General features: G+C 48.5%; 27 protein-coding genes. 8 read left to right on the top strand and 19 right to left on the bottom strand.

The window, feature by feature from the left end:
* Positions 1 to 47: 47 nt before the first annotated feature.
* Positions 48 to 755, bottom strand: coding sequence for a hypothetical protein (locus ACYVI1_RS04245; protein WP_460907036.1), 708 nt, complete (start codon positions 753 to 755; stop codon positions 48 to 50).
* Positions 756 to 1,001: 246 nt separating this feature from the next.
* Between ACYVI1_RS04245 and ACYVI1_RS04240 the strand changes: the two genes are divergently transcribed.
* A complete protein-coding gene (locus ACYVI1_RS04240) occupies positions 1,002 to 1,298 on the top strand; it encodes a co-chaperone GroES (RefSeq protein ID WP_460907034.1) in 297 nt (98 codons plus the stop codon).
* Between the two features lie 112 nt (positions 1,299 to 1,410).
* On the top strand, positions 1,411 to 3,048 hold the full coding sequence (gene groL / locus ACYVI1_RS04235; protein ID WP_460907032.1) for a chaperonin GroEL: 1,638 nt from the start codon (positions 1,411 to 1,413) through the stop codon (positions 3,046 to 3,048).
* Between the two features lie 83 nt (positions 3,049 to 3,131).
* Here the strand turns inward: groL and ACYVI1_RS04230 are convergent, their stop codons facing one another.
* The gene (locus ACYVI1_RS04230; RefSeq protein ID WP_460907030.1) at positions 3,132 to 4,313 is read right to left on the bottom strand and encodes an ATP-binding protein; all 1,182 of its coding nucleotides are present in this window, start codon (positions 4,311 to 4,313) and stop codon (positions 3,132 to 3,134) included.
* Positions 4,314 to 5,036: 723 nt separating this feature from the next.
* On the opposite strand from ACYVI1_RS04230, the gene ACYVI1_RS04225 reads away from it, so the two are divergent.
* The 3 genes from ACYVI1_RS04225 to ACYVI1_RS04215 are packed head-to-tail and all read left to right on the top strand — an operon-like array spanning position 5,037 to position 8,283.
* Positions 5,037 to 6,488: a hypothetical protein gene (locus tag ACYVI1_RS04225; RefSeq protein WP_460907028.1), complete on the top strand. Its 1,452-nt coding sequence runs from the start codon at positions 5,037 to 5,039 to the stop codon at positions 6,486 to 6,488.
* A 2-nt stretch (positions 6,489 to 6,490) separates the two neighbouring features.
* Entirely contained in the window at positions 6,491 to 6,805 is a 315-nt protein-coding gene (locus ACYVI1_RS04220) for a hypothetical protein (RefSeq protein WP_460907026.1), read from the top strand.
* 50 nt (positions 6,806 to 6,855) lie between these two features.
* Complete coding sequence (locus ACYVI1_RS04215) at positions 6,856 to 8,283, top strand: hypothetical protein (protein WP_460907024.1); 1,428 nt, start codon at positions 6,856 to 6,858, stop codon at positions 8,281 to 8,283.
* A 588-nt stretch (positions 8,284 to 8,871) separates the two neighbouring features.
* On the opposite strand, the gene ACYVI1_RS04210 is transcribed toward ACYVI1_RS04215, so the two are convergent.
* Positions 8,872 to 9,186 carry a hypothetical protein gene (locus tag ACYVI1_RS04210; protein WP_460907022.1) on the bottom strand — a complete coding sequence of 105 codons (315 nt, stop codon included), beginning with the start codon at positions 9,184 to 9,186 and terminating at the stop codon, positions 8,872 to 8,874.
* Positions 9,187 to 9,451: 265 nt separating this feature from the next.
* Here ACYVI1_RS04210 and ACYVI1_RS04205 point away from each other — a divergent pair, with 265 nt between their 5' ends.
* From ACYVI1_RS04205 to ACYVI1_RS04195, 3 genes are all read left to right on the top strand, one after another.
* Positions 9,452 to 12,973, top strand: coding sequence for a serine hydrolase (locus ACYVI1_RS04205; protein WP_460907020.1), 3,522 nt, complete (start codon positions 9,452 to 9,454; stop codon positions 12,971 to 12,973).
* Positions 12,974 to 13,180: 207 nt separating this feature from the next.
* Positions 13,181 to 13,609: an NAD(+)--rifampin ADP-ribosyltransferase gene (arr, locus tag ACYVI1_RS04200; RefSeq protein ID WP_460907018.1), complete on the top strand. Its 429-nt coding sequence runs from the start codon at positions 13,181 to 13,183 to the stop codon at positions 13,607 to 13,609.
* Between the two features lie 237 nt (positions 13,610 to 13,846).
* Positions 13,847 to 14,266 carry a DUF3592 domain-containing protein gene (locus ACYVI1_RS04195; RefSeq protein ID WP_460907016.1) on the top strand — a complete coding sequence of 140 codons (420 nt, stop codon included), beginning with the start codon at positions 13,847 to 13,849 and terminating at the stop codon, positions 14,264 to 14,266.
* A gap of 135 nt (positions 14,267 to 14,401) precedes the next feature.
* Here ACYVI1_RS04195 and ACYVI1_RS04190 read toward each other — a convergent pair whose 3' ends face one another.
* From ACYVI1_RS04190 to ACYVI1_RS04115, 16 genes are all read right to left on the bottom strand, one after another.
* Entirely contained in the window at positions 14,402 to 15,064 is a 663-nt protein-coding gene (locus tag ACYVI1_RS04190) for a thiamine diphosphokinase (RefSeq protein WP_460907014.1), read from the bottom strand.
* Between the two features lie 72 nt (positions 15,065 to 15,136).
* Positions 15,137 to 15,889 (bottom strand): 3-deoxy-manno-octulosonate cytidylyltransferase, encoded by a 753-nt coding sequence (kdsB, locus tag ACYVI1_RS04185; protein WP_460907012.1) that lies wholly within the window; start codon positions 15,887 to 15,889, stop codon positions 15,137 to 15,139.
* 68 nt (positions 15,890 to 15,957) lie between these two features.
* On the bottom strand, positions 15,958 to 16,662 hold the full coding sequence (locus ACYVI1_RS04180) for a phosphatase (RefSeq protein WP_460907010.1): 705 nt from the start codon (positions 16,660 to 16,662) through the stop codon (positions 15,958 to 15,960).
* Between the two features lie 44 nt (positions 16,663 to 16,706).
* Positions 16,707 to 17,558, bottom strand: a complete 852-nt coding sequence (kdsA, locus tag ACYVI1_RS04175) for a 3-deoxy-8-phosphooctulonate synthase (protein ID WP_460907008.1) — start codon at positions 17,556 to 17,558, stop codon at positions 16,707 to 16,709.
* 73 nt (positions 17,559 to 17,631) lie between these two features.
* The gene (locus ACYVI1_RS04170) at positions 17,632 to 17,952 is read right to left on the bottom strand and encodes an aspartyl protease family protein (RefSeq protein ID WP_460907006.1); all 321 of its coding nucleotides are present in this window, start codon (positions 17,950 to 17,952) and stop codon (positions 17,632 to 17,634) included.
* Positions 17,949 to 18,206 (bottom strand): hypothetical protein, encoded by a 258-nt coding sequence (locus ACYVI1_RS04165; protein ID WP_460907004.1) that lies wholly within the window; start codon positions 18,204 to 18,206, stop codon positions 17,949 to 17,951. The genes ACYVI1_RS04170 and ACYVI1_RS04165 overlap by 4 nt, the downstream gene beginning before the upstream one ends.
* Positions 18,207 to 18,217: 11 nt before the next feature.
* Positions 18,218 to 19,321, bottom strand: a complete 1,104-nt coding sequence (locus tag ACYVI1_RS04160; RefSeq protein ID WP_460907002.1) for an iron-containing alcohol dehydrogenase family protein — start codon at positions 19,319 to 19,321, stop codon at positions 18,218 to 18,220.
* Between the two features lie 30 nt (positions 19,322 to 19,351).
* Entirely contained in the window at positions 19,352 to 19,579 is a 228-nt protein-coding gene (locus tag ACYVI1_RS04155; protein ID WP_460907000.1) for a DUF2442 domain-containing protein, read from the bottom strand.
* A 7-nt stretch (positions 19,580 to 19,586) separates the two neighbouring features.
* Positions 19,587 to 19,877: a DUF4160 domain-containing protein gene (locus tag ACYVI1_RS04150; protein ID WP_460906998.1), complete on the bottom strand. Its 291-nt coding sequence runs from the start codon at positions 19,875 to 19,877 to the stop codon at positions 19,587 to 19,589.
* Positions 19,877 to 21,082: a DegT/DnrJ/EryC1/StrS family aminotransferase gene (locus tag ACYVI1_RS04145; protein ID WP_460906996.1), complete on the bottom strand. Its 1,206-nt coding sequence runs from the start codon at positions 21,080 to 21,082 to the stop codon at positions 19,877 to 19,879. Before ACYVI1_RS04145 ends, ACYVI1_RS04150 begins: the two co-directional genes overlap by 1 nt.
* 126 nt (positions 21,083 to 21,208) lie before the next feature.
* Positions 21,209 to 21,679, bottom strand: a complete 471-nt coding sequence (locus ACYVI1_RS04140) for a nucleoside deaminase (RefSeq protein ID WP_460907482.1) — start codon at positions 21,677 to 21,679, stop codon at positions 21,209 to 21,211.
* A gap of 206 nt (positions 21,680 to 21,885) precedes the next feature.
* Positions 21,886 to 22,089 (bottom strand): hypothetical protein, encoded by a 204-nt coding sequence (locus tag ACYVI1_RS04135; RefSeq protein ID WP_460906994.1) that lies wholly within the window; start codon positions 22,087 to 22,089, stop codon positions 21,886 to 21,888.
* 12 nt (positions 22,090 to 22,101) lie between these two features.
* Positions 22,102 to 22,710 (bottom strand): DUF6992 family protein, encoded by a 609-nt coding sequence (locus tag ACYVI1_RS04130; RefSeq protein ID WP_460906992.1) that lies wholly within the window; start codon positions 22,708 to 22,710, stop codon positions 22,102 to 22,104.
* Between the two features lie 30 nt (positions 22,711 to 22,740).
* Positions 22,741 to 23,349, bottom strand: coding sequence for an NTP transferase domain-containing protein (locus tag ACYVI1_RS04125; RefSeq protein WP_460906990.1), 609 nt, complete (start codon positions 23,347 to 23,349; stop codon positions 22,741 to 22,743).
* Entirely contained in the window at positions 23,342 to 23,818 is a 477-nt protein-coding gene (gene moaC / locus ACYVI1_RS04120; protein ID WP_460906988.1) for a cyclic pyranopterin monophosphate synthase MoaC, read from the bottom strand. The genes ACYVI1_RS04125 and moaC overlap by 8 nt, the downstream gene beginning before the upstream one ends.
* Before the next feature lie 108 nt (positions 23,819 to 23,926).
* A complete protein-coding gene (locus ACYVI1_RS04115) occupies positions 23,927 to 26,011 on the bottom strand; it encodes a CehA/McbA family metallohydrolase domain-containing protein (RefSeq protein WP_460906986.1) in 2,085 nt (694 codons plus the stop codon).
* Positions 26,012 to 26,222 lie beyond the last annotated feature (211 nt).

The raw sequence follows: 26,222 nt of genomic DNA, 5'->3' as shown, positions 1-26,222 counted from the left end.
AATAAGTTGGAGATGGACCACACTTAACAGGCTGAGGTGAGAGGAAATCAGGCTACGGCCTGCGCCAGCAATTGCCGGGCAATGGGTAGCAGCGTTTCCTGAACAGGATAAGCACGCTGACTTTCCAGCATAAACGTTGCCGGGTTGGGCAACTGTTGATGCCGCCGGATGAGATCGAGTTTAATGTTCTCTACGGTATTGACTAAACTTTTCGGCTTAGCTTCCAGAAAACGCAACTGAATGAGCCGCCCCCCCGGTTCCTGCTCGGAATAAAGCGTCATGCAGAAATAGTAAATCTGAGTTTCGGCATGGTTAGTTGCCTGAATCAGGAGATACCCTTCTTCCGGGCGAAGCGGCAGCAAACCCACCGGCGCGAGGGTTAGCGAGTGTGCAATATCGGCCCAGCGTTGCTGTCCTTCGGTCAGCATAGCCAGAAAGCGCGGTAGCGCAAATTCCATAATGGCATCCATCTCCGTCATAAAGTCAGGGTCGGTCACCTCCGATTGGTATTCAATTCGGGGCGGGGGGCCAGTAATTCGACTTAGGCGCTTGGGGAACGCGGCATTTAGCGTACCTTTGCCCCTCGAAAAACGAATGCCAGCGTTGTAGTGATCGCGCAGGTCGGGCAGGTCGGGGCAGAGTTTATATTCCGTAAAATTCTGCTGAACAGCCTGCAGGTATGCCATCACGACATATTTTTGGTATTCGGCGTCAAGCCAATTTTGCGTAAACCAGTCAGGTTGTAATTTTTTCATAAACCATTAACGTCATTTTGTGGGCGTATGATCTGGTTAATCTAATCAATCGCTGCCAAACGACCAAATTCTGTTTGCTACTAAGACGCATCTCACCAAATAAAGTTTAGCAAATGAAGGAAATGGCAGTATGTCAGCTAAAAAGCTGAAAATTTGACAGTCTGACCGGGTTGGCACAGTAATTGGCGAGTCGAGAACGACGTGTAAGTACACAAACAAGTTAATAACCTTAATCAACTCTTTATCATGGTAGCAGAAACGGAAAGCGTTACAGTGAACGTGAAACCGCTGGCCGACCGGGTGCTTGTCGAAGCCGCCCCGGCCGAAGAAAAAACCTCATTTGGGATCATCATCCCCGATACGGCAAAAGAAAAACCCCAGCGCGGTACGGTCATTGCCGTTGGAGCAGGTAAGAAAGATGAGCCGCTGACGGTTCAGGTGGGCGATACGGTGCTGTATGGCAAATATGCCGGTACAGAAATCACTGTTGAAGGAAAGGAGTATCTTATCATGCGTGAATCCGACATTTTCGCAATCGTTTAATTCAAATGAATAATGTTTAATGTATAACGTACAACGGAGCTACAACTCTAAATGTACTTAAGCAGGCAACATTATCCATTATACAATCTTCATTTTTCATTCCTTTAAAGAAATGGCTAAGAAAATATTTTTCGATACCGAAGCCCGCGAGCGCATCAAGAAGGGTGTTGACACCCTGGCCGACGCGGTAAAAGTAACCCTGGGTCCTAAAGGCCGCAACGTTATCCTGGATAAGAAATTCGGCTCGCCGGTCATCACCAAAGATGGTGTGACGGTTGCCAAAGAAATTGAACTGAAGGACGCCATGGAAAACATGGGTGCTCAGTTGGTAAAAGAAGTAGCCTCGAAAACCGCTGATTCGGCGGGTGATGGTACAACCACCGCTACCGTTCTGGCGCAGGCCATCTACTCCATCGGCGCGAAAAATGTGGCTGCCGGTGCGAACCCAATGGACCTGAAACGTGGTATCGAGAAAGCGGTACATGCTGTAGTAGCCAATCTGACGGAGCAAGCACAAACCGTTGGCGACGACTTCAGCAAAATCAAGCAGGTAGCGACTATCTCGGCCAACTACGACGAGGAAATCGGCTCTATGATTGCCGAAGCCATGCAGAAAGTGGGCAAAGAAGGCGTGATTACAGTTGAAGAAGCCCGCGGAACTGAAACGGAAGTGAAAACCGTAGAAGGAATGCAGTTCGACCGGGGTTACCTGTCGCCGTATTTCGTGACGAACACCGAGAAAATGGAAGTTGAACTGGAGCGTCCGTTCATCCTGATTTCGGAGAAGAAAGTATCGTCGATGAAAGAGTTGCTGCCAGTGCTGGAGCAGGTTGCTCAAACGGGCCGCCCGTTGCTGATCATCGCCGAAGACGTTGACGGTGAAGCTCTTGCTACGCTGGTGGTAAATAAAATCCGGGGTGCGCTGAAAGTTGCTGCTGTGAAAGCACCGGGCTTTGGCGACCGTCGGAAAGCTATGCTGGAAGACATCGCTATCCTGACGGGTGGTCAGGTTATCAGCGAAGAGCGCGGTTTCAAACTCGAAAACGCAACCATCGACTACCTCGGCCAGGCCGAAAAAATCCTCATCGACAAAGACAACACAACGCTTGTCAATGGTGTTGGTGAGAAAGACGGTATCACGGGTCGCGTGAACCAAATCAAAGCCCAGATCGAAAACACGACGTCAGACTACGACCGCGAGAAATTGCAGGAACGTCTGGCCAAACTGTCGGGTGGTGTGGCAATTCTCTACATCGGTGCTGCTACTGAAGTAGAAATGAAAGAGAAGAAAGATCGCGTCGATGATGCGCTGCACGCAACCCGCGCTGCCGTTGAGGAAGGCATCGTGACGGGTGGTGGTATCGCTCTGATCCGCGCCATCTCGTCTTTGGACGCCATCAACGCCATCAATGAAGATGAGAAAACGGGTATCAACATCATCCGTCAGGCGCTGGAGTCACCGCTACGCACGATTGTTGCCAACGCCGGTGGCGAAGGTTCGGTAGTTGTAAACAAGGTGAAAGATGGTAAAGGCGGTTTTGGCTACAATGCCAAAAACGATACCTACGAAGACCTGTTTGCGGCCGGTGTCATCGACCCTAAGAAGGTAACGCGTCTGGCGCTGGAGAACGCAGCCTCGATTGCGGGTATGTTGCTGACGACCGAGTGTGTCATTGCCGACGAGCCCGAAGAAGCTCCGGCAGGTGGCGGTCATGGTCACCCAGGCGGTGGCATGGGCGGCATGATGTAAGCGCAGGTTGCGTTTGGCACCGTTTAGTAAAAACGCCCCCGGTCTTTCGACCGGGGGCGTTTTTTATTCCAACCTGATTTGATTTAAAACACACCCCCTCCCCACCAGAACTGTCCAAAACCTGACGCGGGCTGATGGCGGCCAATCAGGTGTGCTTCGGCCAGTTTAATGGCTTTTGCCCGCCCGGTTACGGTGGTCAAATCAGCAGGTGTGGGCGTTTCTTTAACCTCAAAAGCAGTTTGACGATTCAGAATGAAATCAATTTCAGAACCGCTACTCCGCTGATAGTATTGAACCTCCCCTAACCGGGCCAATTGATTAGCGATGGCATTCTCGAATACCTGGCCACTACTTACCTGCCCCATCACCTGCAACAGCCCCGTATCGGCAAAGTAAAATTTCGGCTGCTTGGTTAGTTCCTTATCCAGCCCCCCCACAAACGGTCGAACTGTCTGAATAAAATAAGTATATTCCAGTAAATGCATGTAATCCTTAATTTGATTGCGGTTCAATCCAATCAGGCTGGCTAATTTGGCGTAGTCCATCCGGCTTCCCACCCGAACGGATAGCATGGCTATTAGTTTGTAGAGCGTATCGCTCAGGCTAAAATCAGCTAACAGTCTGACATCCAATTCAATGTATGAATTGAGTACGTCTTTAAGGTAATTGATTTTAGACGCGGGCGTATCGGTCAGCACAACTTCCGGGAAGCCGCCGTAACGCAGGTACTCTTCATACAAGCCCCGCCAGCGGTCGTAGAACGTAAACAGAAACGGTTGTTGCCGACCTACTACCAACGCTTCGGCATCGGCTCCCCGAAAACGAACAAATTCAGTGAAATCGAGCGGACTCATCTCAAATATCTGCTTGCGACCCGCCAGGCTTTCTGAAAAGTGATTTCGGAGATAAAACGAACTCGACCCCGTCACCAAACATTTTAACCCATAGGTATCATACAGACTTTTAATAACGCTGGGACTATTGGGAACCAACTGAATCTCATCTAAAGCCAGCACCGCCGGTTGGCTCAGGTCTAAGCCCAGCGCGGCAAGTCCCCGCTCAATATCATTGTAAGACGATTGATTAAACAGAACTCGATTTTCAATGCGTTCAAAGTCGAGCAGTAGTGTATTAGTATGCTCTATCTTACTAAGCAGATACTGTAGCGCCGTTGACTTTCCAACCCGTCGCATTCCTGTAATCACCGTGACCTGCTTTGCAGCCATATGATCTTCTAATGACGGATACAATGTTCTTAGAAACATTTTACTGGATATTTTGCATAAAATCTACGCAAAATATCCAGTAAAATGAAAACAAAAAACCCTTATCGATATATTAAAAAAATTTACCTCTTCCTGACGCATTATTGATGACTGAGTGTGTCATTGCCGACGAGCCCGAAGAAGCTCCGGCAGGTGGCGGTCATGGTCACGCAGGTGGTGGCATGGGCGGCATGATGTAAGCGCAGGTTGCGTTTGGCACCGTTTAATAAAAACGCCCCCGGTCTTTCGACCGGGGGCGTTTTTTGTTCGTACATTCGGTCGTCCTCAATTGCGCCGGGTTTTGCAAAGGTTGTGCTGGCAGTAAACGGAATCAAGTCTTACCAAACCAGGCAATTCCGGTAATAAGAGCCGTTTCGTTCAGTTGTATTGCATGCAATAGTTGTTGGGTGGACACACAAGCATAAAAAAAGCGGGTGTTGCGGGTCATTTGTGACAAGGCGCACGTCTCGTGACAGGCAGGCTTTTAGCTTCCATTTTCGGGTTTCGGTTGACACCAGAAACGCCCCGGTTAGGCAGGTTTGGGTTTGTAGGCCAGCGTCCCGGCGACAGGCCAACCGCCCCGCAGGTCAGGCTTGAAACAATATAGCAATACAAAATACGAAGTGCGTATTTTGTATTGAAAGTGCGTCAATCGGTGAGTTAGCAGAAATTGTCACACAAATAGAATATAGGTAAACTTAAAATATTTCAACACCAACAAAAATGACAAAAGAAGATTTTTTCAACCAATTAAATCAACTTGACATAGACACTCAAGAATATGCTAGATTGCTTCCAGCATCTTTAGAGATATTTGAAATTGGCAGATTAACAATTGATAGCCCAGCAATTGTTAGGTTTGTAAAAACGAATGAGTGGAACGCGCTTAAAGATTACAGTCTGAATAGGTTAATTGAAATAGACCAAAAACTACAAGCAATGGAAATACATCAATTAGAAATAAATGCATTTGTAAATCGTTTATATAATCTTAAAACTGGATTTCAAGATTTTTACTTAAAACCCAATACCCAATCAACTTGGGAAATATTAAAAACTGCTTTAGAAAATGAAATGTCAAATGGGGGTGCTACTCAAGAACATATAAGTAATTTTATAGCAACATTAGGCGCTAACGGCGGGATCAAAGCGTATAACACTAAGAAAATACTATATACTAATATTTTAAGTTTACTTAATTATTCATTTGAAAGACATTTAACTATGTATATGTACCATAAGTCATGCATCGTTTATGCTGATTATAATTTGATTGGAAATACAACTCTAACATTGAATTACAATGTTTCAAGTAAAATTACAAGTTTACTTAATAGTATAAAGAGCAGAAGTAGTACAATTTATAAAAATGTAAAAGATGAAAATATTACCAGTATCATCAATAGAACTTCTAATTTCAACTTATGGATATCATCTATAATAGAAACAGATATTATTCCTATTTTGGCTTATGCTCATCAAGAAAGAATAGTTGACACTGCAACATTTACAGTTGATGGAAAAAGAGCAATGAAGGCAGGCATATTACTACAAAATTTACTATTCTCAATGTGTTCGTGCAAATGGATTTCATGGAATAGTAAATGGCACAAAGAATTTGAGCCTGCAAAAGATTTGTTTTCTGCTGCACAAACTACAATTAACACATCAATACAATATGCTGGAAATAGAATTGCAATTAGTGTACTTTTATCTAACCCGTTGGCTTATGACAATAAAGATGTTATTGTGAATGGCGTAGTGCAAAATTTAAATGTAAGGCACTTGTCGCCAACAAAAGTACTGTCAATTGCAGATGTTATTGATGCTAATGGTAGGTTAATAAAAATTACTTTACCCTATATTAAATTAGATTCTAGTGGATTAGTAAATGGATGCTATGTAGAAATTTCTGGAAAATTTATTGTAACTAACCCAGAAGCAAATAATCAACCTGCTATTTCAATTAATAGATTGGCACTAAAAGAAAAATCAAAAACAAATTGGACGGCTCACTTACGCTATCAAATGCGAACAATTTTTGAACCAATTGCACATAATTTAACTGTATCTTTTAGTATAGAATTAGGTAACGATGGTGGAATAAATTCTGTTAAATATGACACTACTTATTCAAATCCAAATATTTTTTCATTTAACCAATTAATATTTTAATTATGGCATGTGAATCTGAACAAACTGAATATGAAGCTGCTAAAGCAGATTTTCAAAATGTTAAGGGTGAGTTGTTATCAGAATTTTTTGATGTACTGGAGATAGGTGCTCAACTTGCTCTTGGCACAGCTGGATTGGCTATCTTCACTCCACTTACAACCGTAGGAATAGGGTTAGCCGCAGCTGGAGTAGCAGTTCTTGAAGCACGATTACTCAGGCAGCAAGTCCAGTTGGCAGATGCATATACAGATTACAAATTGGCTGAATTGTTATTAGAACAATCTAAAACTGCCTATAATGAATGCATAAACTCATGACCTTTGCTAATATACAACTTCCATAAAACTACTTATTTATTAAAATTAAAATGTATTCAATAAAACAGTTTGTTTTTTCTACTAACTATAGTGACCCTTTGCTTCTAGATGGAAATCCTTTTCCTGAAGTAGTGAAGGCAGTATTATTATCTGCAAAATACACAACTAAGTCTTCTCTAAAAAAAATTGAAAAAGCTAAAGGGAACGGATGTTTAATTATTAGCGATAATGGTAATTTCACACGAATGTCTGCAATTGCAAAACACTTTTCAACAAAAGGTTTGGAATTGCAGAAGAGTGCAGAATTATCAATCCTAAATCATAAAAAAATAAGCGGAGATATTCTCCTCAATAGAGCTTTATTAATTAATGAAATTGAGGAAGTATGCCAAGTTGAATTTCAAAAAATAAATTTTGAAGAAATAATTCAAAGGCAATTAAAATCAAATCCTGATTGTTTGATAGGGCTAGAAGATTTCGCAATTCCTGTAATTAACATGTGCGGACTATTTCACCCAATTTTCAAACCAAAAAGAATTAACATAAAACTATTTCAACAAAATACCATCAACTTATATTTAAAGCAAAAAGGTGGTTTCTATGGAAATAAAGAATTGCTATCAAAAACAGTTAAATATTTGGTACTGCATTCTTATGATTATAGTAGTGCAAGACAAGGAGCCGAATTATTTAAACAGAATGATCAAGAAGGTGTCGCAATTAGCTTTGGTGGGCCAATGTCTAGCAGAGATTATATTAGTAGAATAAAATTGAAAAATAGGTATCAAAATTTTGATGCTTTATTGCCTGAGCCATATATCATTGCTTCTTCAATAATCATTGGTGTTAGCGATGGATTGTCAAATAAGAAATTGCCTATTCATATATTGGGTTTGGGATCGCCAATATTAATTATTTTGTTAGGATATTTATTGCGAAAAAATAATCAGGTAAGCATTGACTCAACAAGTACATTTAAAGATGCGGATGATGGTACTATATATGGCTCAAAGGAGGCTTACTTAAAACTTGATATGATCAAGGTTGCCGCATTTACACTGATAAATAATCAAACATACACTAGTAGCTCACCTTTTTTTCAAAATTTTGAAGAAAAATTCCCTTCTAACTGGTCTCAATTAAGAAATGAATTAAATATTACATCAAATTCGGATATTGCTGACGTAATTATACTATTAAAATCTAATGCAACATTAATAGAAAAATACATCCCTTATTTTACTGTAATGAGAAAAGGGAGTGATGATTTAATTAAAACATTACGTATAGCGAGAGCCGGTAGCAACTATTTTGTTTTAGAAAAAATATGCGAAGAAATTAGAATAAGAAAAAATGATGAAAGTGAGCTGAAAAAATGGGTCTACATAGAATTAGAAAGGTATGTAAAAAATGCAAGTAAAAAATGGGCAGAAGCAATAAAAGCAATCATTGAAATCATTGAAAAGTATAAAATATAAAAACTTCCACTAACATTGCATTGGCATTATGGCGGCTGACGAATATAGGCTCAACATTTGTACTACTATTTAGCTTTTGTACTATATTCGGCTGACGGAATTCTATTTCAACCACAACACCAATGCTTCAACGTTGATTGCGGGTGAATTACTCGCTCTGCGTGGGCCAGTTTCTCGCTGACAGGATGCTAGCCGGGTGGGCTAATTTTTGCAGCCCAACCGGGCAGGGGTGTAAAGGTTCGTTCCTCACCATCAGCGCTTTGAGCTGTTGGGTGGCCCAAACAAGCATAAAAAACGTGTGTTCCGTCTCTCCGGCGACAGGGCGTACGCCCCGACACGCAAAACTTTTTGTGAGTTCGGCGGCTCATCTGCGACAGGTCAACCGCCCCCACAGGGCAGGCTTGGACAAGGCTCGGTGGACAATAATCGGCTAACAACCAGGCCGCACGGGCGGCCCCGTCGGTTTAATCGGATTTGTTGTGTCGTTGTCCGCTCCGCGCAGGCAGGCTTCCGGCGACAAGATGCACGTCCCGAAGGAGACTTTGCAGCCCAACCAGGAAAGGGTGTAAAGGTGCAAGCGTCTCGCGTTCAGGTAGATAACTCGTTGTCCATCAGCCCATTCGGGCGTTGGGTGGATATACAAGCATAAAAAAAGCGGGTGTTCCGGGTCATTTGTGACAAGGCGCACGTCCGGTGACAGGGCGGTTTTGGCTCGTTGGGCAGGTAGCGTGTGACACAGGAAACGCTCCGCAGAGTCAGGCTCGACAGAATTGGATTGGTTGCGGTGTTGGGCTTCGCGCCCGGTGTAGAAATCGGTTCCGTGCGTTTTACTCGCTCCGCTTGGGTCAGCTTCCCGTTAACAGGCCGCACGTCCCGGAAGAGGTCATTCAGCCCAACAGACAACGAGTGTAAAGGTGATAAGCGTCTCGTGCTCAGGCAAGTAACTCGTCCACCATCAGCCCTTTCGGGCCTTGAATAGAATTAACAGGCCGCTCAGGCGTTAGCCAGCCGTGTAGATAGGCTTAAACTTTTATTTTCATATCGGGGATGGCGCAGCAAACGCCTGGATTGGGCAGGATTAGCAAAAATTGTGAACTAATCGAAAGCTTAATTTTATCCTATCGAGTGCCTCTTTCCATATACTTCAGGTCTATAAACGGCTATGCGAATGAAAAACCGTCTCCTCTTGCTTATTCTTGTCTGGATTGTATTCGCGCTGCCTAGCCTGGCCCAGACCGAAACATTTAACTATAAACGGGCATTAAGCGGCTCTGGCAAGACGCTCAGTGCCAGCATCCAGAGCATAAACCGCACAACGGGCGAGGTTGTGTTTGGGGGTACGGATACTAAAGGACCCACTACGCCCGGCCTGACATTTACCTGGATTTGGGGCGATGGCACAAGCAACAACGGCTTTTTTCCGCAGACCAAAAAATATGCCGATGTCACAAAGAATTACACCGCCAGCGTTATATCGAATTATTCAGCTACAGAAAAAGATACAGTTGAGGTACTGGTCGGTTTTGTAAAGCCAGTCATAAAACCTATTGCGCTCGACCCAAAGCTGAAGGTATCTATACCCAGCCAGCCTTTATCCATCAGTAGTTCAAATGGGTACGGTGTCCCCGCATTGAAACCGTTTGCTGATAATTTTTTCTCAGAACTCTCACGTAGTGATTTCGAGTACCTGTTTCATCTGGGGGCCACCATAGAATATGATTTTGTGAACGAAAACGTACTGCTTTCCAACGGGAAATTTGAGCAGTACGCGCTTCGGGATACCACGTTTGGCGGGGCTTACGCGCTATGGTACAGTCGCCCCGTCGTGTTCGGTATCGGCAACGGATTCATACAAGGCTCCGACAGCGATTTTTCGTCTATGTACCACGAAATGGGTCACAATCTTACGCTGAATTTTCCGGCCAATTTTATTTACGGCGGCAAGATCGACGGGCCGGCTAACGCTTTCTATTCGGAAGCAATGGCCCAGATTTTTCAGTATGCCGTTGGGTACGAAATCATCAATAATTACCAGAAGTACGGCTTAGACGAGCAGCTATTATTCAAATTTAAAAACCTGTTTTTCAACGGAGTAGCGCGGCTGCGTGGCACTTATATCGACTACGTGAACGAAGGAATGCGGTTTCAGACTTTCAACACGACTGATGCCCGGCGAAACCGCGACGTGTTCCAGTCGTTTCTGTCGGTTCCATATAAGTTCTACACATATGCGGAGCAACAGGGGCAAGGGTATCGGCAACCCATCAAACGATTAACCCAGTTTTTGAGCCGGTTTACTGCTGACTGGCAAAAACGATACGACCAATTCAACGACACACCCGCCGGTAACTCATTCCGCGCCACAATGATAGTAGCCGCGATGTCTTATGCTTTCGAGAAAGACCTCCGAGCTGATTTCCGGGCCATCAACTACCCCATTAGCGATGCCGACTGGGCGTATCTGAATCCACTGCCGGGCAGTGCCGGGGCAGCTCCGCTACACTCGTTTGCTTTCCTGAAAGCCAGCAACCCAACCTTAACCACCGACGTATCAGTCAGTATCGCAAGCGGGTATACGCTCGTGACGCTGCCGACCGGCACAAGCCTGACAGCCCTGAAAGCCAGCTTCACCACGGTAAGCGGGGCCACGGCTACCGTAAACGGTGTGAATCAGAGCAGTGGCCTGTCGGTCAATGATTTCTCGAAACCCGTTGTTTATCAGGTATCGTCGGGTAGCAGTGCCACGCCCACTTCTTATACCATCGAAACCAGTGTGCAGGTTGATTTGGCAACCGTCGAGAACGCGGTGAAGGCGTTTATGACCAAATACAACGTGCCGGGACTGTCGGTTGCTATCACCAAAGACGAGCGGTTGGTGTATGCCAAAGGCTATGGGTTTGCCGATAAAGACAAAGGCCTGCCCGTGACAACCAACAGTATGTTTCGGGTTGCCAGCGTATCGAAAGCCATTACCGGAATTGCCGCCATGAAATTGGTGGACGATGGTAAACTCGACCTCGACCAGAAGGTTTTTGGCGTGGGTAACGTGTTGGGTACTACCTACGGAAGTCAGCCTTATACCCCGCAGATGGGTCAGATTACGATGCGCCACCTGCTGACCCACACCGCCGGGGGCGATGCCTGGAGTCATAAGTGGAACCTGGCAACCAACCGGATTGACCCGTTTTACCAGAAAGAATGGCTCGACTATACACAGGCACAGGTAATCTCGGCCACGATTGACACCCGGCCCGTTACCGAAACACCCGGCACCAAAGGCGTGTATTCTAACGTAGGTGTCAATATTGCCGGGCGGGTTATCGAGAAAATAGCGGGCGTGGGCTACGAAAAATACGTGCAGGATAACATTCTGACTCCGCTGGGCATTTCGCCCGAAACCATGCGGATTGGCGGCAGTAAATTAACCGAACGCTTTCCCAACGAAGTCGTTTATTACCATCCCTATCCTGGCTATGACCAGCCCTACGATTTTCCGGTGCCGCGTTTGGACGCACATGGTGGCTGGGTAACAACCCCGGCTAACCTCGCCTGGCTGATGGTTCACGTAGACGGCGGCCTGCAACAGAAAGACATTCTGACCACGAAATCGCAACGAGATATGGTAAAACCTATCCCGGTAAGTGTGCCATCGGGGGGGTATGCCGGGTTTGCAGCAGGATGGAGTGCGTCGGTCAATGATGCCTTCTGGAAAGATGGCGGTATGGCCGGTAGCGCTTCGTACTGGCTCAAAATTGGCACTTATTCATTTGCCATTTTGATAAATACCCGCGATGCGTCTGACCAGTACTACGCCGATATTGACAAGTTATGCTATCAGATGTCAGACAACCTAACGCTCAACACGTATATGAAAGGCGACCAGTTCGGCCTGTTCTTCAACGTACCCGAACCTACCACTACCTGCTCACTGACGGCCAACCTCACCGCTACCTCAGCTACATTTTGCCAGGGCAACAGTGTTACCCTCACCGCTTCGGCAGTGGGCAGTCTGAGCGCGTTATCCTCCAACTGGCAACGCGACGGGGTTGCTATCGGCATAACTACCGGTAGTCTGTCGGTTTCGTTGCCCGGCACTTACCAGGTTACAGTGACTGATACCAAAGGCTGCGTTGGCACGTCGGCCAGTTTCTCGCTCACGCAAAAACCCAATCCCATCGCGCAGATTACCGGGGTAAGCGTATTACTCAACGGCACAGCATCGCTTAGTGCCAGTAGCGGGCCGGGCTGGGCCCACCAATGGAGCCTGAACGAAACCGCCCTGACGGGAGCAACCTCATCAACTTACACTGTGCAACAAACTGGTTCTTACAAAATTGCTGTTACGAATGAAGGTTGCACAGGAATTTCGCCGGGTTTGGTAGTAAACGTTGCGCCAGTGCCCGGCAGTGGCCGGGTAGCAACAGAGCCGGTTGGTGGCCTGGCGGCTTTAACGGTGTCGCCAAATCCGTCGTCAGGTCAGATTCTCATTCGGCTACAACTCGCCGAACCCGCCCCAGCTACGCTATACATCACTAATTTGCTGGGGCGTGAGCTTCGACAATGGCGGTTACCCGCCAATCAAACCGACCACGAGCAACAGGCCGACCTGCGTGTATTGCCTACCGGCATATACTTTATCGTTGCCGAAGCCAATGGGAAGCGCATGCTTAAAAAGTGGCTAAAAGAGTAAGTTTGACAATAGACTGAACGCACAAAAGTAGCTGGTTTGATACGTGGCTGAGGCCGTAGAAATGTGAGACTAAAGGGGCGAACCAGTTGTTGTTTTGTTCCATTTATGCAGCTTTCCAGAAACAGGGCGCTTGCCTCCGGGTGGAATTGGACAGTCCAGCTATGTGTGTAGCGTTTGTGCGACAATTAAGAAAAAACAAACATACGAATGGACAAATCAATAGAAACGACAAACGGCCTGAGTTCAGAGACGTTCTATCACGGGACAAAGGCAGATCTGAAACAAGGAGATTTAATTGAACCCGGCTTTTACTCAAATTATGGACGAAGAAATAAAGCGAAATATATCTACCTGACAGCCACTTTGGATGCGGCTATTTGGGGCGCTGAACTTGCCCTGGGCCAGGGACGCGAGCGAATTTATATGGTAGAGCCAACAGGTTTACTTGAGGATGACCCCAACTTAACTGACAAGAAATTTCCAGGTAATCCAACAAAGTCATACCGTTCTCTGTATGCGTTTAGGGTCATTGGTGAGCTTACGGAATGGCAAGGTCACTCACCCGAACAATTAGAAACAATGAAGGATAACCTTGAGCGACTTAAGCAACTTGGTATTGAGGCAATTGAAGACTGAGTAAAGTGAGTTTGGTAACTCCCCGGCGACACGCGGCACGTCTCGACAGTCTGCATTTTAGTTTGCTGGTGTGCGTTGTTCGCTCCGTGCTGCCACCTTTCCGGCAACAACGGGCCTTGAGTAAAATACCATAAACGGCTGCGTTCAGCGGATTTCGGTCGATAAGATGCGCTGTTCGCAGGGAAAGCTAAAGTGATTTAGGATAGTTTTGACTAACAAACCTTTAACGTGAACTACATGGGCTATGTTATTACCTTCTCGATTGGCGTTCTATCGTTTCTACTCTCATTGTACTTATTCTCTGAGTCTGTCACTCTGATTAAAACCGGGAACCGCACAATTGCGGTTGTTGAACAATTACAGCAAGAAAGCGGAAGAAAAGGAAAATTCAGCTACAGGCCAATTTTTAGATTTACGACTGTTACTGGTAAAGAAATACATTACCCATATACGATCGCAAGTTCTCCACCTGATTGGAAAATAGGCGAAAAAGTGACCGTTATTTATCGTACAGACAACCCTGAAAACCCAATGGTATTAACTTATTTCGGAGCCTTTGGATGGGCTGTCCTTTCATTGGCAATTGCCGTAACGCTACTCATTATTAGTGGTGGAAATTATTTATTCAACATTTACGTCCGGCAATTTTTAGTGTAAGTAGTGAGTTCAACTATCAAGGCAAACAATCCTGAAACTAACCGAATTAAGGATTATTCTGGCAGTAGGAAATTCTGACGAGGTGATTAAATTTTACCCGGATGTCCTGGGTTTAGAAACGTCAGCGGAATGGCGTCAATCCCAGCATTCCATGACTAATAAATCGCCGGTTTTCGCTTCGATGCGAACAAAGCCATCCTGCGCGGCTTCGTTGCTGCTGCTGGTGTAGTAGCCGAGCGTCAGGGTAGCGTCCTGAAGGTTGTATTTCAAGCCCTCCGAGGTAAATCCCGTCACCGTCCCGACCGGAATGAGCGAGACAGGTGTTCCGGCTTCATACCATTTTTCAAACCGCCCCACAAGCGGAAAAATCCTGGAATGGTCGTCAAGCAGAACAATCCGAATCTGGTCTTTGTAGCGCACAATGCTGGTCATATTCGTCAGGCTGTGGTCGGCCCGACGGCCGGTTGCCCACACGATGTTGACCGCCGGAAAACCACAGTCAATCAGGTATTCGATGCCTTTGTCGAGGTCGGTTTTGTTCTGGTCGGGCGTATGAACGATTTCGAGCGGGTACTGCTGCGCCCGAATGGCATTCAGGTCCAAATCACGATCAAAGTCACCAAGCAGCACGTCGATTTTAATGCCCAGATCGAGCACCCGCCAGATGGCACTGTCGAGTACCACCACCATCGGACTCCACTCCAGAAGTTGGCCGAGCAGTTCGGGCTGGCAGGCTTCGCCATTGGCAATGATCAGGGCGGGTTCCTGTTTGTCGCGGACAATGTGGTGGGAGGACATGGGAAATAGCTTTCAGTTTACAGTTTACGGTTGGCTGACGCGGCAGAATCACTTGCGTCAGCCAACCATAAACTACAAACTACGAACAATTTTTTCAATATCTGCCGGGCTGTCCACGCTGGGCGTCTGGTAGTTGGTCGATACCAATTTGATTCGATAACCTGCTTCTAACCAGCGCAATTGCTCCAGCGATTCGGCTTGTTCGAGGGGTGAGGGCGGCAGTTGCGTAATTTTCCTGAGCACGTCGGCGCGGTAGGCATACAGGCCCACATGCCGATGATAAGCATGGTGCATGTGCCACTGATCGGGTGTTATGCCCCATAAATGCGGGATAGCCTGGCGGCTGAAATACAGGGCTTCGTTGTGCGCGTTGATGGTAATCTTGGCTTCTTTCGGGTCGTGGAGCATGGCCGACGAATCGAAAGAAGCCATTTGCGTCGCTAACTCAACCGTTCCGTCCAGAATAGCCGCTAATTCCTCAATCTGCGCGGGGTCAATAAATGGCTCATCCCCCTGAATGTTAAGGATATAATCAGATGGATGCCCTATAATGAGTTCGTCGGTAATGAGTCGGTCATAAGCTTCCTGACAACGGTCGGTGCCGCTGGGGTGGTCGGCGCGGGTCATCACAACCGTCTCGCCCAATTGGCGAACAGCCTCAGCGATACGGTCGTCATCGGTTGCCACTACTACTTTTGCCAGCGATGCAGCCTGCTTTGCCTGCTCCAGCACGCGCTGAATCATGGATTTCCCGCCGATGTCGGCAAGCGGCTTTCCCGGAAAACGAGTTGAGCCATACCGGGCAGGAATGATACCGATTATCATTATAAAGAGCGAAAGAGTGAATGAGCGAAAGTGCGAAGTTGGGCCGAAAGCATGACAAAAAATTTACGCTAAACTTTCCGTTCCGGGCCGTTCGGCCCCACGGTCCAATACGTTGGCTCAATTGCCTGCCGCTGCTGGTAATACTGGTCATAGACAGGTCGGTAGCGCAGCCGTTCGGCCATTACGGAATCGTACTGATCGAGTAATCCCAGCATCAGTTCGCAGCCTTCGCGCACGGCAAACTGCCCGCTCTGGTTGCCCGTGATGTAATCAGCCAGCCCGTTTTTTATGACGTAGTTCGTGAAGAGCGGATTGGCGTTCCGACGAACCATGACCCGCACCCCGGCGATCTCGGCCACCGACAAATCGAGCGCGTCATCGAAGAAAAACAGGACTTCCTGGGGTTGCAGGTTATGCTGGTCCAAAAAATGTGCGAGGATGTCTACCTTATGCTTGGCCTGCGAATAACAGGCGTGGAAATGCTCCCGGCGCACAAGCGCATCGGCCAGATTGTTGGTGACGCCCGTTACAATGGCGACGGCAGGCAGTTGCCCGCCATGATGCAGCCAGAAACCGAACCGGAGTAGGTTTGTTCCCATTGAGTCCACCTCGCTGAAACTGCTGCTGCCCGATCCAGTTTTAACACCATCGTTAAATACGCCATCCCAGTCGAAGACGATAGCCCGCACGGCCCGCAGTTTCTCGGTCAGCGCGTCGGCGGGTATCACGAATTGCCCGCCGAGGGCGGTGAAGATCTGTTCGATTTCAGTCATAAATTTAACCCTAAAAGGTTTTTTGAAACCTTTTAGGGTTGTCGTTACGCCAACTCCGGCAAGGTGTTCCGGTATTTTACTTCCACCGCGTGGAGTTCGATGAGCGGCTTCAGGAACTCTTCTAAATACCGAATATCCAACTGACTGGCAGCATCGCAAAGGGCTTCGGAGGGGCAGGTGTGCGCTTCCACGAACAGGCCATCGACGCCAGCCGCTACACCCGCACGGGCCAACACAGGCAGGTATTCCCGCGCTCCACCTTTGGCATCAGCGGAGGGAATACCATACTTACGAATGGCATGGGTTACATCGAACACAACCGGGTAGTTCGTGCGGGCCATGTGATAAAAACTACGCGGATCGACCACCAAATCGTTGTAGCCGAAGGTATAGCCCCGCTCGGTCAGAATAATCTGGTCGTTGCCCGAATCCTCGATTTTTTTGACCGGGTGCTTCATGTTTTCGGGAGCCAGAAACTGCCCGTGCTTTACGTTAACGACCCGGCCCGTTTTGGCAGCCGCCACCACCAGCATGGTTTGCATACAGAGATAAGCCGGAATTTGCAGCACATCGACCACCTCGGCAACGGGCGCACACTGGTCGGGATAGTGAATATCGGTCAGGAGCGGGAAGCCGAACTGTTCTTTTACTTTGGCCAGAATCTTGATACCTTTTTCGAGTCCCGGCCCCGTATAGTAGTTCAGGCTGGAGCGGTTATCCTTCTGAAACGACGATTTATAGATGATCTTAATACCGAGCCGTTCCTGGATTTCGCGGAGTTGCTCGGCCACAGTCATCATAATTTTCTCCTCTTCAATCACGCAGGGTCCCGAAATGAGAAACAACTCATCCGACCCGCAGTCGATGTCGCCAACGCGAACGATTTTTTGAGACATTTTTTTAGTCGATAATGATGTCAAATGTTCGGAAGTTTAGGGTCAATACTAAATCCCGAAAAAAGTCTAATCCTTAAACGCCATCTATTTCAGCCACAATTCCGTTTTCAAAAAAATCGTAACCACATACCTCCATACTATTGCGGGTTACGCCTAATGCAGGCAGCCGCCTAATTGTAAACACATACGCCTGTACCGGACCTTTTGCCGTTTCTAATTCCACTTGTTTGATAGCATTTTTCACTTCATAACCAGCAATCAGCAACATACTTAAATCAATAATTGTATTTGTTGCGCCCGTATCTAAAGCTAACGAGAGTACATCAGGATCCAACTCACTGTTTACTAAAATTAAACTGTCTTCATCATCCAGACGAAACTTAAACCGATTCATAACCAGAACTTACGGTTACGAGCAGGTTCACCAGTAAACACACAGGCTGTTTGCTGAAATCTGGCCCGAACGTCTTTTGCTTTTTGAGCAACCTCGCGTTTGTCTGTACTATGAAATAATAAGACGCCCGCTATCAGCTTGCTGGCTATAGACCCTATCGTATCGGGTTCGGTCAATACAGGATTACCAATCAATACCCATTCATCAGGATACAGGTCTTTCATACTCTGGAATGTAATAACGGAATTATTCATTTATCTCTGTTTTACAACCGCCGGAACAAGTCTTTCAGCAGGTCAATCGTGATGACTTCCTGCCAGTTGTCGCCTATAGCGTGCAGCCACATGTGCGGCAGATTATACGAGATATGGGCCATTTGCGTAAGCGTATCGTCGTTCCAGTCTTTGGATAAACCCTGCGGCAAATCAATCTGGTGATGGGCCACCATCTGCTTAAACTCGGCTACGCCCTGCGGATAATAATCTTCGAGATGATTCATTATCAGACAGTTGGCGTAGCAATGGCGCGTTCCCAGAATTTTCGACAGACCGTAGCTCAGTGCATGGCAAACGCCTACTTCGGAGTAGGTCAGGCTAAGGCCACCCATGAGCGAGGCCACCATTAGTTTGTCGTCATTTTCGGGCGTCTGACCGGAGTTTTCGCCTAAGTAAACCTCCCGGCAGAGTTTCATGGCCTGCTCGGCGTAGGCGTGTGAATAGGCGTTATTCAGGTTCCCGTTCTCCGACTCAATGCAGTGAATGTAGGTATCCATGCCGGTGTAGAACCACCAGTTGCGCGGCACGCTGGCGATGAGTTCGGGGTCAAGCACAACCTGATTGAACACCGTCCACTCGCATTTAAGGCCCAGTTTCAGGACCGGTCCGGTCAGCACGGCGGTCATCGACACTTCGGCACCCGTGCCGGAAATAGTCGGTACGCCAACGTGATAAATGCCCGGTTTTTTAATCAGGTTCAGCCCCTGATAGAGCGTCGACGACCCTTCGTTGGTCAGCATCAGCGACAGGGCTTTGGCAATGTCCATGATGCTGCCCCCCCCAATACCCACCACGCCCGACGGAAGCCCTTTTTTAGCCAGAATCTCATCGCGGAACTGGTCAATCTGATGGGTGGTGGGTTCGTGTTCTTCAACGCTGATGTAATACGTCAGATCTTCGGGATGCGCCGGCACACGGTCTTCGAGGGGCTTGCCTTTGAAATACTTATCGACCAGAAAGACGAAATAGCCTTCGTTATCGGCCCGGTGCGGAGCCAGAATGGCGTCGAGTTGGGAAAAGCTCCCCCGGCCAAAAACGGTCTTCTCGATGCCCTTGAAATTCTTATGCGTGGTTTGTGTTTGGGTAGCTACCATTGTGTTGTTTAAAATAATCTAATCCGGCCGTTAAACAGGAGGATTCAAGACGTTTTTAACACCAATTATTTCGTCAATCTCATCCCAGAAAACATGATAGGCAGAATGGGAGAAGTTTTGCCGCTGCTCAGGTGTTGCATTAGTCAGCAAAGGCGACCAGGATATGGGCCAGGCAATTGACCGACCGTCTTCAAGGTCAAAATGAACCCGTTCATTATCGACCCAAACGTGTTTCAGCGTAGGCAGTTCAGCTATCATTGCTGATTCAGGAACTACGTTTGGTTTTGTAATCAACCGGGATGCCGTTTTTTGTGCAATAGGTTCCATACGATTCCTGAATAAATGTCATCTGCGTTCGTAACGTCGCTTCAATATCGTTCAGTTCGCGTTGTTTAAATGCCTTTGATTCAGCACGTTTAAAGCTACCATCAGCAAAAATCCAGTATTTGCATAGCTTACGACCACCGTCACCTACGTGAATATGAAATGGCTCGTTTAGCAGGTCGAACATGACAAAGAATAACCGAAAGCCAGCGTTAAAAAATAACGTCAGCATTACGCTTCGACCAACGTCACTTTCCGAACGGCCGCTTCGATGTTTTCGGCCAGTTTCGCTACCTCTTCCGCTGTCCACGTTGCCCGGATACCGAACGAAATCAGTCGGCCAATAACGGCTTGTGCATTAGGTATGTCGAGGTTGTTATAGTCCTGTGGCGCACCGAATTTCTCGATGGGCAGGGCTGATGCCGTCCGCATTTGTTTGATGTGGTCCCACTGATTAATGAAGTGGTACATGTTCGTGAACCAGTAGTTGAACCCGCCCACGCCAGCCGCGTTCAGTTCGGCCACGACGCGCCCGGCGGTTTCGGTGTCAGGCAGGAGCATGTTCAGGAACGTGGCTGAATCGCCGTTGGTATCAGGAATCCGCGCAAACGAAACGCCTGGCACCCGCTCCAATGCGCTCATCAACTGCTGCTTGTGGCTGTTGTTGTTTTTAATAATTTCCGGCACCCGGCGCGTTTGCACCAGACCGACAGCCGCGTGCAGTTCGCTGATGCGGTAGTTGAAGCCCAGAATGGGGTGCTGCTCCATGCCCCGGTTGCTGCCGATATGGTCGTGGCCGTGGTCGGAATAGGAGTCGGCATGTTTATAGGCCGTTTCATCGTTCGTCACCATAATACCGCCTTCACCCGCCGTGGCAATCTTGAAAAAATCGAACGAATACGCGCCGGTTTTCCCCCACAAGCCCGTCGAAACGCCGTTGTAGCTGGCACCCATTGCCTGCCCGGCATCTTCGACCAGCACTAAATTATGTTCGTGTATAACGGCCATAATCGCATCCATATCAGCCATTTGTCCGCACATATGCACCAAACAAACGCCTTTTGTACGGGGCGTAATGGCCCGGCGAATACCGTCGGCACTCAGGCAAAGCGTGTCGTCGATGTCGGCAAAAACGGGTAATGCCCCCACCATCAGAACGGCTTCGACGGTCGCGATGTAGGTAAACGGCGGTACGATTACCTCATCGCCCGCCCCGATACCAGCCGCCACCATCGCGCACAAAGCGGCTGTCGACCCGCTCGATACGGCATGAGCGTATTTCGCTCCGACTAAATTGGCAACTTCGGCCTCGAACTCACGGGCTTTGTAGATGTTGTTGCGCTGCGCTTCGTGATTGTACCGAAACAGGATGCCGGTCTCCAGCACATCGTTGATTTCCCTGCGCTCGGCGGCTCCAAAAAATTCCATTCCTGGCATAGCGTAATCCGTTTAGAAAGCCGCTTTGGAAACTTATTCTCTATAAGCGACCGGTTTTTATACAAAAGTACAGGATTTTGTGGAGACCGGTCCGCCAGAGTGGCAAGATGTTGCGTCTCCGGACCCTCAATATGGAATTCGTTTCCCCAACGCCAGCCACTCCCGAAAAACCGCGTTGGCTTCGTCGCGCAGGAGTTGCTGCATCGGGATGTGCCGCTGCTCGCGGGGTTTGTCTAATTCTTCGTAGATGAACTGATCGTCGAAACCGGCGCTGGCAGCATCGGAATGAAATGCCCCGTACACAATCCGGCTGGGCCGCGCCCAATAAATGGCTCCCAAGCACATGGGGCAGGGTTCGCAGGAGGCATAGAGTGTACAGCCGTCCAACTGAAACGTACCCAGATTCCGGCAGGCATCCCGAATGGCAACCACCTCGGCATGAGCCGTTGGGTCGTTGGTCGACGTGACCTGATTGCACCCCCGCCCAACGATATCGCCGTTGCGGACAACAACAGAACCAAAGGGGCCGCCCTGCCCGGCGGTCATGCCGTCACGAGCTAACTGAATGGCTTCGCGCAAAAAAAAGTCGTCACTGATCACAGGTAATGTGTTTCGGTTTATTGTCATTAACTAATGGCAAAGTAGGCCTGAACGGCCACCTGAGCCTCGTGGTTTGTTTGCAATGTGGGCGGGGCCAAGGCCGTAGTTCGCACAAAGGAAAGAAATTCCAGGACTTCAAAATACTCACCCCGACCAATTTTCTGGGCTGCATAATGGACCCATATCCAGAAACGGTCGTCGATCTACTGAAAGTCAAACGAAGGATACTGCGCTGTTGATTGCTGGATAATGGCTGTTAGCAAACCCTCACGCTCCCAAAGAATTGCCGGGTTTTCAATGCGCCGGTAAAACTCCGGGGGAGTCAGAAATTTAATATCAACGTGCAGCAGTGGTGAGTCGCACAGGGCAATCAATAGTCGTGGTTCGCTACGAAATGAAGCCAGCATTTAGCCTAAAGTTCATCGAATTGGCACCACAACGCCCAGGCTGGCAGGGCTGGCGGAGAGCAGCATCCGTTCCTGCCGATCACCCCGGCGCTTAAACATGAAGTAGTTGACCAAATCGAAGGCCAGCAGAAAACCACCCTGAACCATGATTGACTTGCCGTAGCCACGCAGTTGATCGGCTTTGTCGGGATGTGAGTCCGCACGTTCGCGCAGATAAGCGCCACCCACAACGTAAGCTACATCTAACCCAGTGTTGATCAACAGGAACTGTTTCATATTCTCGTGCTGCCGAACCGCATCGGCAAGGGTTTCGCCCCCAGCATTTTGTTTCCGGGAACTCAGCAAACCGGCCCCGGCAATACCGAAATTAACCAGATTCCAATAGACGTTCATCTTATGAAACTGTTTTACCTCGCCCGTCGTTTGCCCTGCTGCCACTGCGCCAACGGCGATAGTGGCTACCGCAAAACCACCAAGAGCCAGGCCAAGCGTTTTCTGGTGCCGAATGCGTTGCTCACTAAACGCCCGCAGTTCGGGCGAGGGCGTTATACGCTGGGCCTGCCCGGCATACCCGAGGAAGAATGAACCGGCGGCAACGAGAAGGGTTCGGCAGGAAGACATCGAGACTTGTTTGCAGAAAAAACCTCAGAATCAGGTACGCTGGTTGAGTGCCTTTTGCCCGGCCGGATCATTTATATTCAGCAGTTCCTGAACATCAGGAGCAGTCAATATATGGCAGTCGGCCAGCATCAGTATTTGACGGGGTGATTGATAGCCCTGCTGGAGAGCCCGCTGTAAAATTGGTGCGATGGCGGGTTCCCAAATGCTCAGCAACGGTTCAGGAAATCGCCCGTCGGAGTCGTAAAAGGCGGTTGCCGGTTTTGCGAAATGCCGGCCCGACACAAGCATAGCAAGCGATTGGCTGGTAAGCAGAGGCATATCACAGGCCACCACCAACCAGGCGGCTTTGGCATCGTACTGAAACGCGGACAGAATTCCGTTGAGGGGTCCCGACATAGCGAAACTATCAATGATAATGGGCGAGTTAATTTGCCCCAGGTATGCTAGCTGATCCACATTCACCGACCAGAAGACAGCGTCGCAAAAAGGCCGCAGTAAATCGGTCAGGTGTTCGCGCTGGGGTTTGTCGTGGTAGGTCAGCAATGATTTATCCTGCCCCATTCGGGTGCTTCGTCCGCCAGTTAAAATCAGCCCGTTAAGCGGAGCCACCGGTCCGTCGTTACGGTCAGGCTTAGTCATCGCGCCGGAAGTCTCGTTTACCGCCCGTTTTTTCCATCAGTTTTGTTTCCCGAATAATAATGTTGTGCGATATGGCTTTACACATATCGTATATGGTCAATGCCGCCACCGACGCGCCCACTAAGGCTTCCATCTCGACACCCGTTTTGCCTTCTGTTGAAACGAAACAGTCCACGACGGCATTGGTGCCCTCGGTCGTGATGGTAATCTGGCAATTGTCCAAACCGAGTGAGTGGCAAAGCGGAATCAGGTCATCGGTGCGTTTGGCAGCCATCGTTCCAGCAATGACAGCCGTTTGAAAAACAGGCCCTTTTTTGGTGGCAATGTCCTGACCAACAAGGTGCTGCATAACATCGGGGCCAAGTTCGACGGTACTCCGGGCGCGGGCTGTCCGGCGCGAAACCGCTTTGGCACCCACGTCGACCATAGCCGGATTGCCCTCTGCGTTAAGATGCGAGAATGAGTTCATTGGTTTATACGTAAGCAACATTGGTCTTAATCAGATTGTTTCCGTAGTTATGCGCTTTAAACCATATTACCAAATAGCTACTTCGGGGTGAAAATTGGCCGGCTTTAGTTAGAACGGTTTCAACCAGACCTGCTGGGTAAACGCCCCGTTGACGGCGGCATCCCAAACCTCGACCCGTACCCAGGTTCTGTTTTTGAGATTAGGCGTAAACGTGAATGTTTGCTGGCCGAATGGCAGAGTATTGGTCAGGTCGATACGGTCGCGGAACACCTGCCTGCCATCGCCGGAAACAATCTCGGCAAACGTCAGGGGGTAGGTCCAGTTTACGTTTAGGGCTATAGTGGTTTTACCATCGGCGGGCAGGGCAACCGTTTCGCCAGGCCCTTTGCCGTTCACGGTGAAGATAGGGAGCATGATTTCGCCGGTTGTGACGAAGAATTTTCCCTGCTGCATGACATCCAGAATGGGTTGCCAGCCCCGGTTATAATCGGGCAGTTTGTCCAATTGCAGGTAATTGACGTTCAGGTGGGCGTAAGTTTCGTTTTCTGGTTCCATCGAAAAAATGTCAGACTCGGCAATGACGTGTTTTTTCAGGCCCCAGTTAGCCATATCGTCCATCAAATCCAGCACCCGGCGGCTCAATCGCGGCTCCGACATATCGGCGGGAATGTTTTTCCAGGCCGCCCCGAAAAAGCGGTCGGATTTATAAAAATCCTCGTCTTTGTAGTTGTCCGGGAAACCCGTCGACCCTTTCGTGCGGGCGTGGGCGGTCCAGGCCAGGCCATTTTCGGCTTCCAGCAGTTTGAGCATATCGGCTTTATCAGCAATGCGGTACACTTTTCCATACGACGGGTCGTCCACTACGAAGGGCATCCCGGCTTTGCGGGACATAATCCAATAGACCGGCCTGGGGAAAAAGTCGAGCCAGTGACCGCCAAAAAAGTTATTCGGTTCTTCGCCGGGCAGCAACAGGAACTCTTTATCCGACAAGCGTTTGCATTGCTCAAACAGGGCTTTCAGTTCCAGCAGTCGCAGGCTATCGGGACCTTTGGGATGGCCCGGCCCGTGAAATTCGGCCAGATGCACGATGTTGACACCGGAGTTTTTAAAGACCTTGACGAAGTTGGGCACTTCGGGCACGGGCTTCCCGGCCAGCACCACGTTCATCGTGAATTCATTGTGAAAGTGGCTCGACATGGTTTTGTAACCAGGCACTACCGGATACGTATCGTTATGCGTGAATTTCTTGACCTCGGCCAGTGCCTTGTCGGGCGTGTCAGTGCTGAGCAGGCAGAAAAAGTTGAGCCGTTGCCGGGTTTTCGGGGGGGCATTCACCCAGGGAACCCAGCGTTTGTCGCCCATCAAATCCTGCCGAATACCAATGCCAAAATCAGGGATTAAGCTTCGATAGCCGGTGCCATACCAGGTAAAATCAAGGTTGAACGCTTCGTCTAACGGGTAAAAATACTGGTGCGGTGCGGGAAACACGGCTAAACTACCAGCCGGATTTGTCCCGATAATTGTGCGGTATTTAACGCCCTGCGCTTTGTTGGGCTGTTTCAGGTCAGCCGGAACGGCCTGCATCTTATTGTCGGTATCCGACCAGGCAAGGTTCGTCCAGACAGGCTGTTTGGTAGTCAGGCCCGCATCGTAAAGAATCGCCGTAGAATCCACGTCCGTAGCCATTACAGCCGCGACATTGACCAGCGGACTGCCGTTGTACACCGTAATCTCAAGGGAACCGCTGAACGTAGCGGCTTTAGCATCCGACACGCTGATGACGGTTCGGGTGCCGATGGTCCTGACGCTGGCCGTTCGTTTGGTTAACTCGACGGCATAGGCTTTGTGGGGTAGTTTATTGGTCTTGTCGAAGAAGATGTTCCAGCCGTTTTGTGAAATCAAATCGCGTTTGCCTACGGTCAGCACAAAGGCGGGGTCGAGGGCCTTCGCAATTTCTTTAAACGTGCCCTGCTGCGATAACTGAATGCTGTTGAAGAGGGGTTTGCCCGTTTGCATGTCCAGGATAAGCTTCCCTTCTTCGTTGGCGGCTGCAGGCCAGTTTATAATAAGGCGACTCCCCTGACGAGTTATGTCTACGCCATTTTTCCGCTGAAAACCAGACAAATCCACCGGCATTTGTGCATAGGCAAGCGAGCAGGTAAGCGCGAGTAGACTAAAGAGAGTTCTTTTCATAAGGAGTGGGTTGGCAACTCACGGTTTTTATAGCAAGAGCCTGTTTAAATTTCTTCAAAAGTGAGTTTGGCGCCCATACCCCCGCGCATCCAGAAGCCTTATGGCACCCCGTATTGCGCCAACTGGCTCCTTTTTGGGCGGGGGTAAACGCTTAAGCACACACAAGCAATGCCTAAAAATCTATTTTAAACAGGCCCTAAGATTACCCTAA

The organism is Spirosoma areae (genome assembly GCF_054781775.1).
This window is presented reverse-complemented; position numbering and strand designations above follow the sequence as displayed.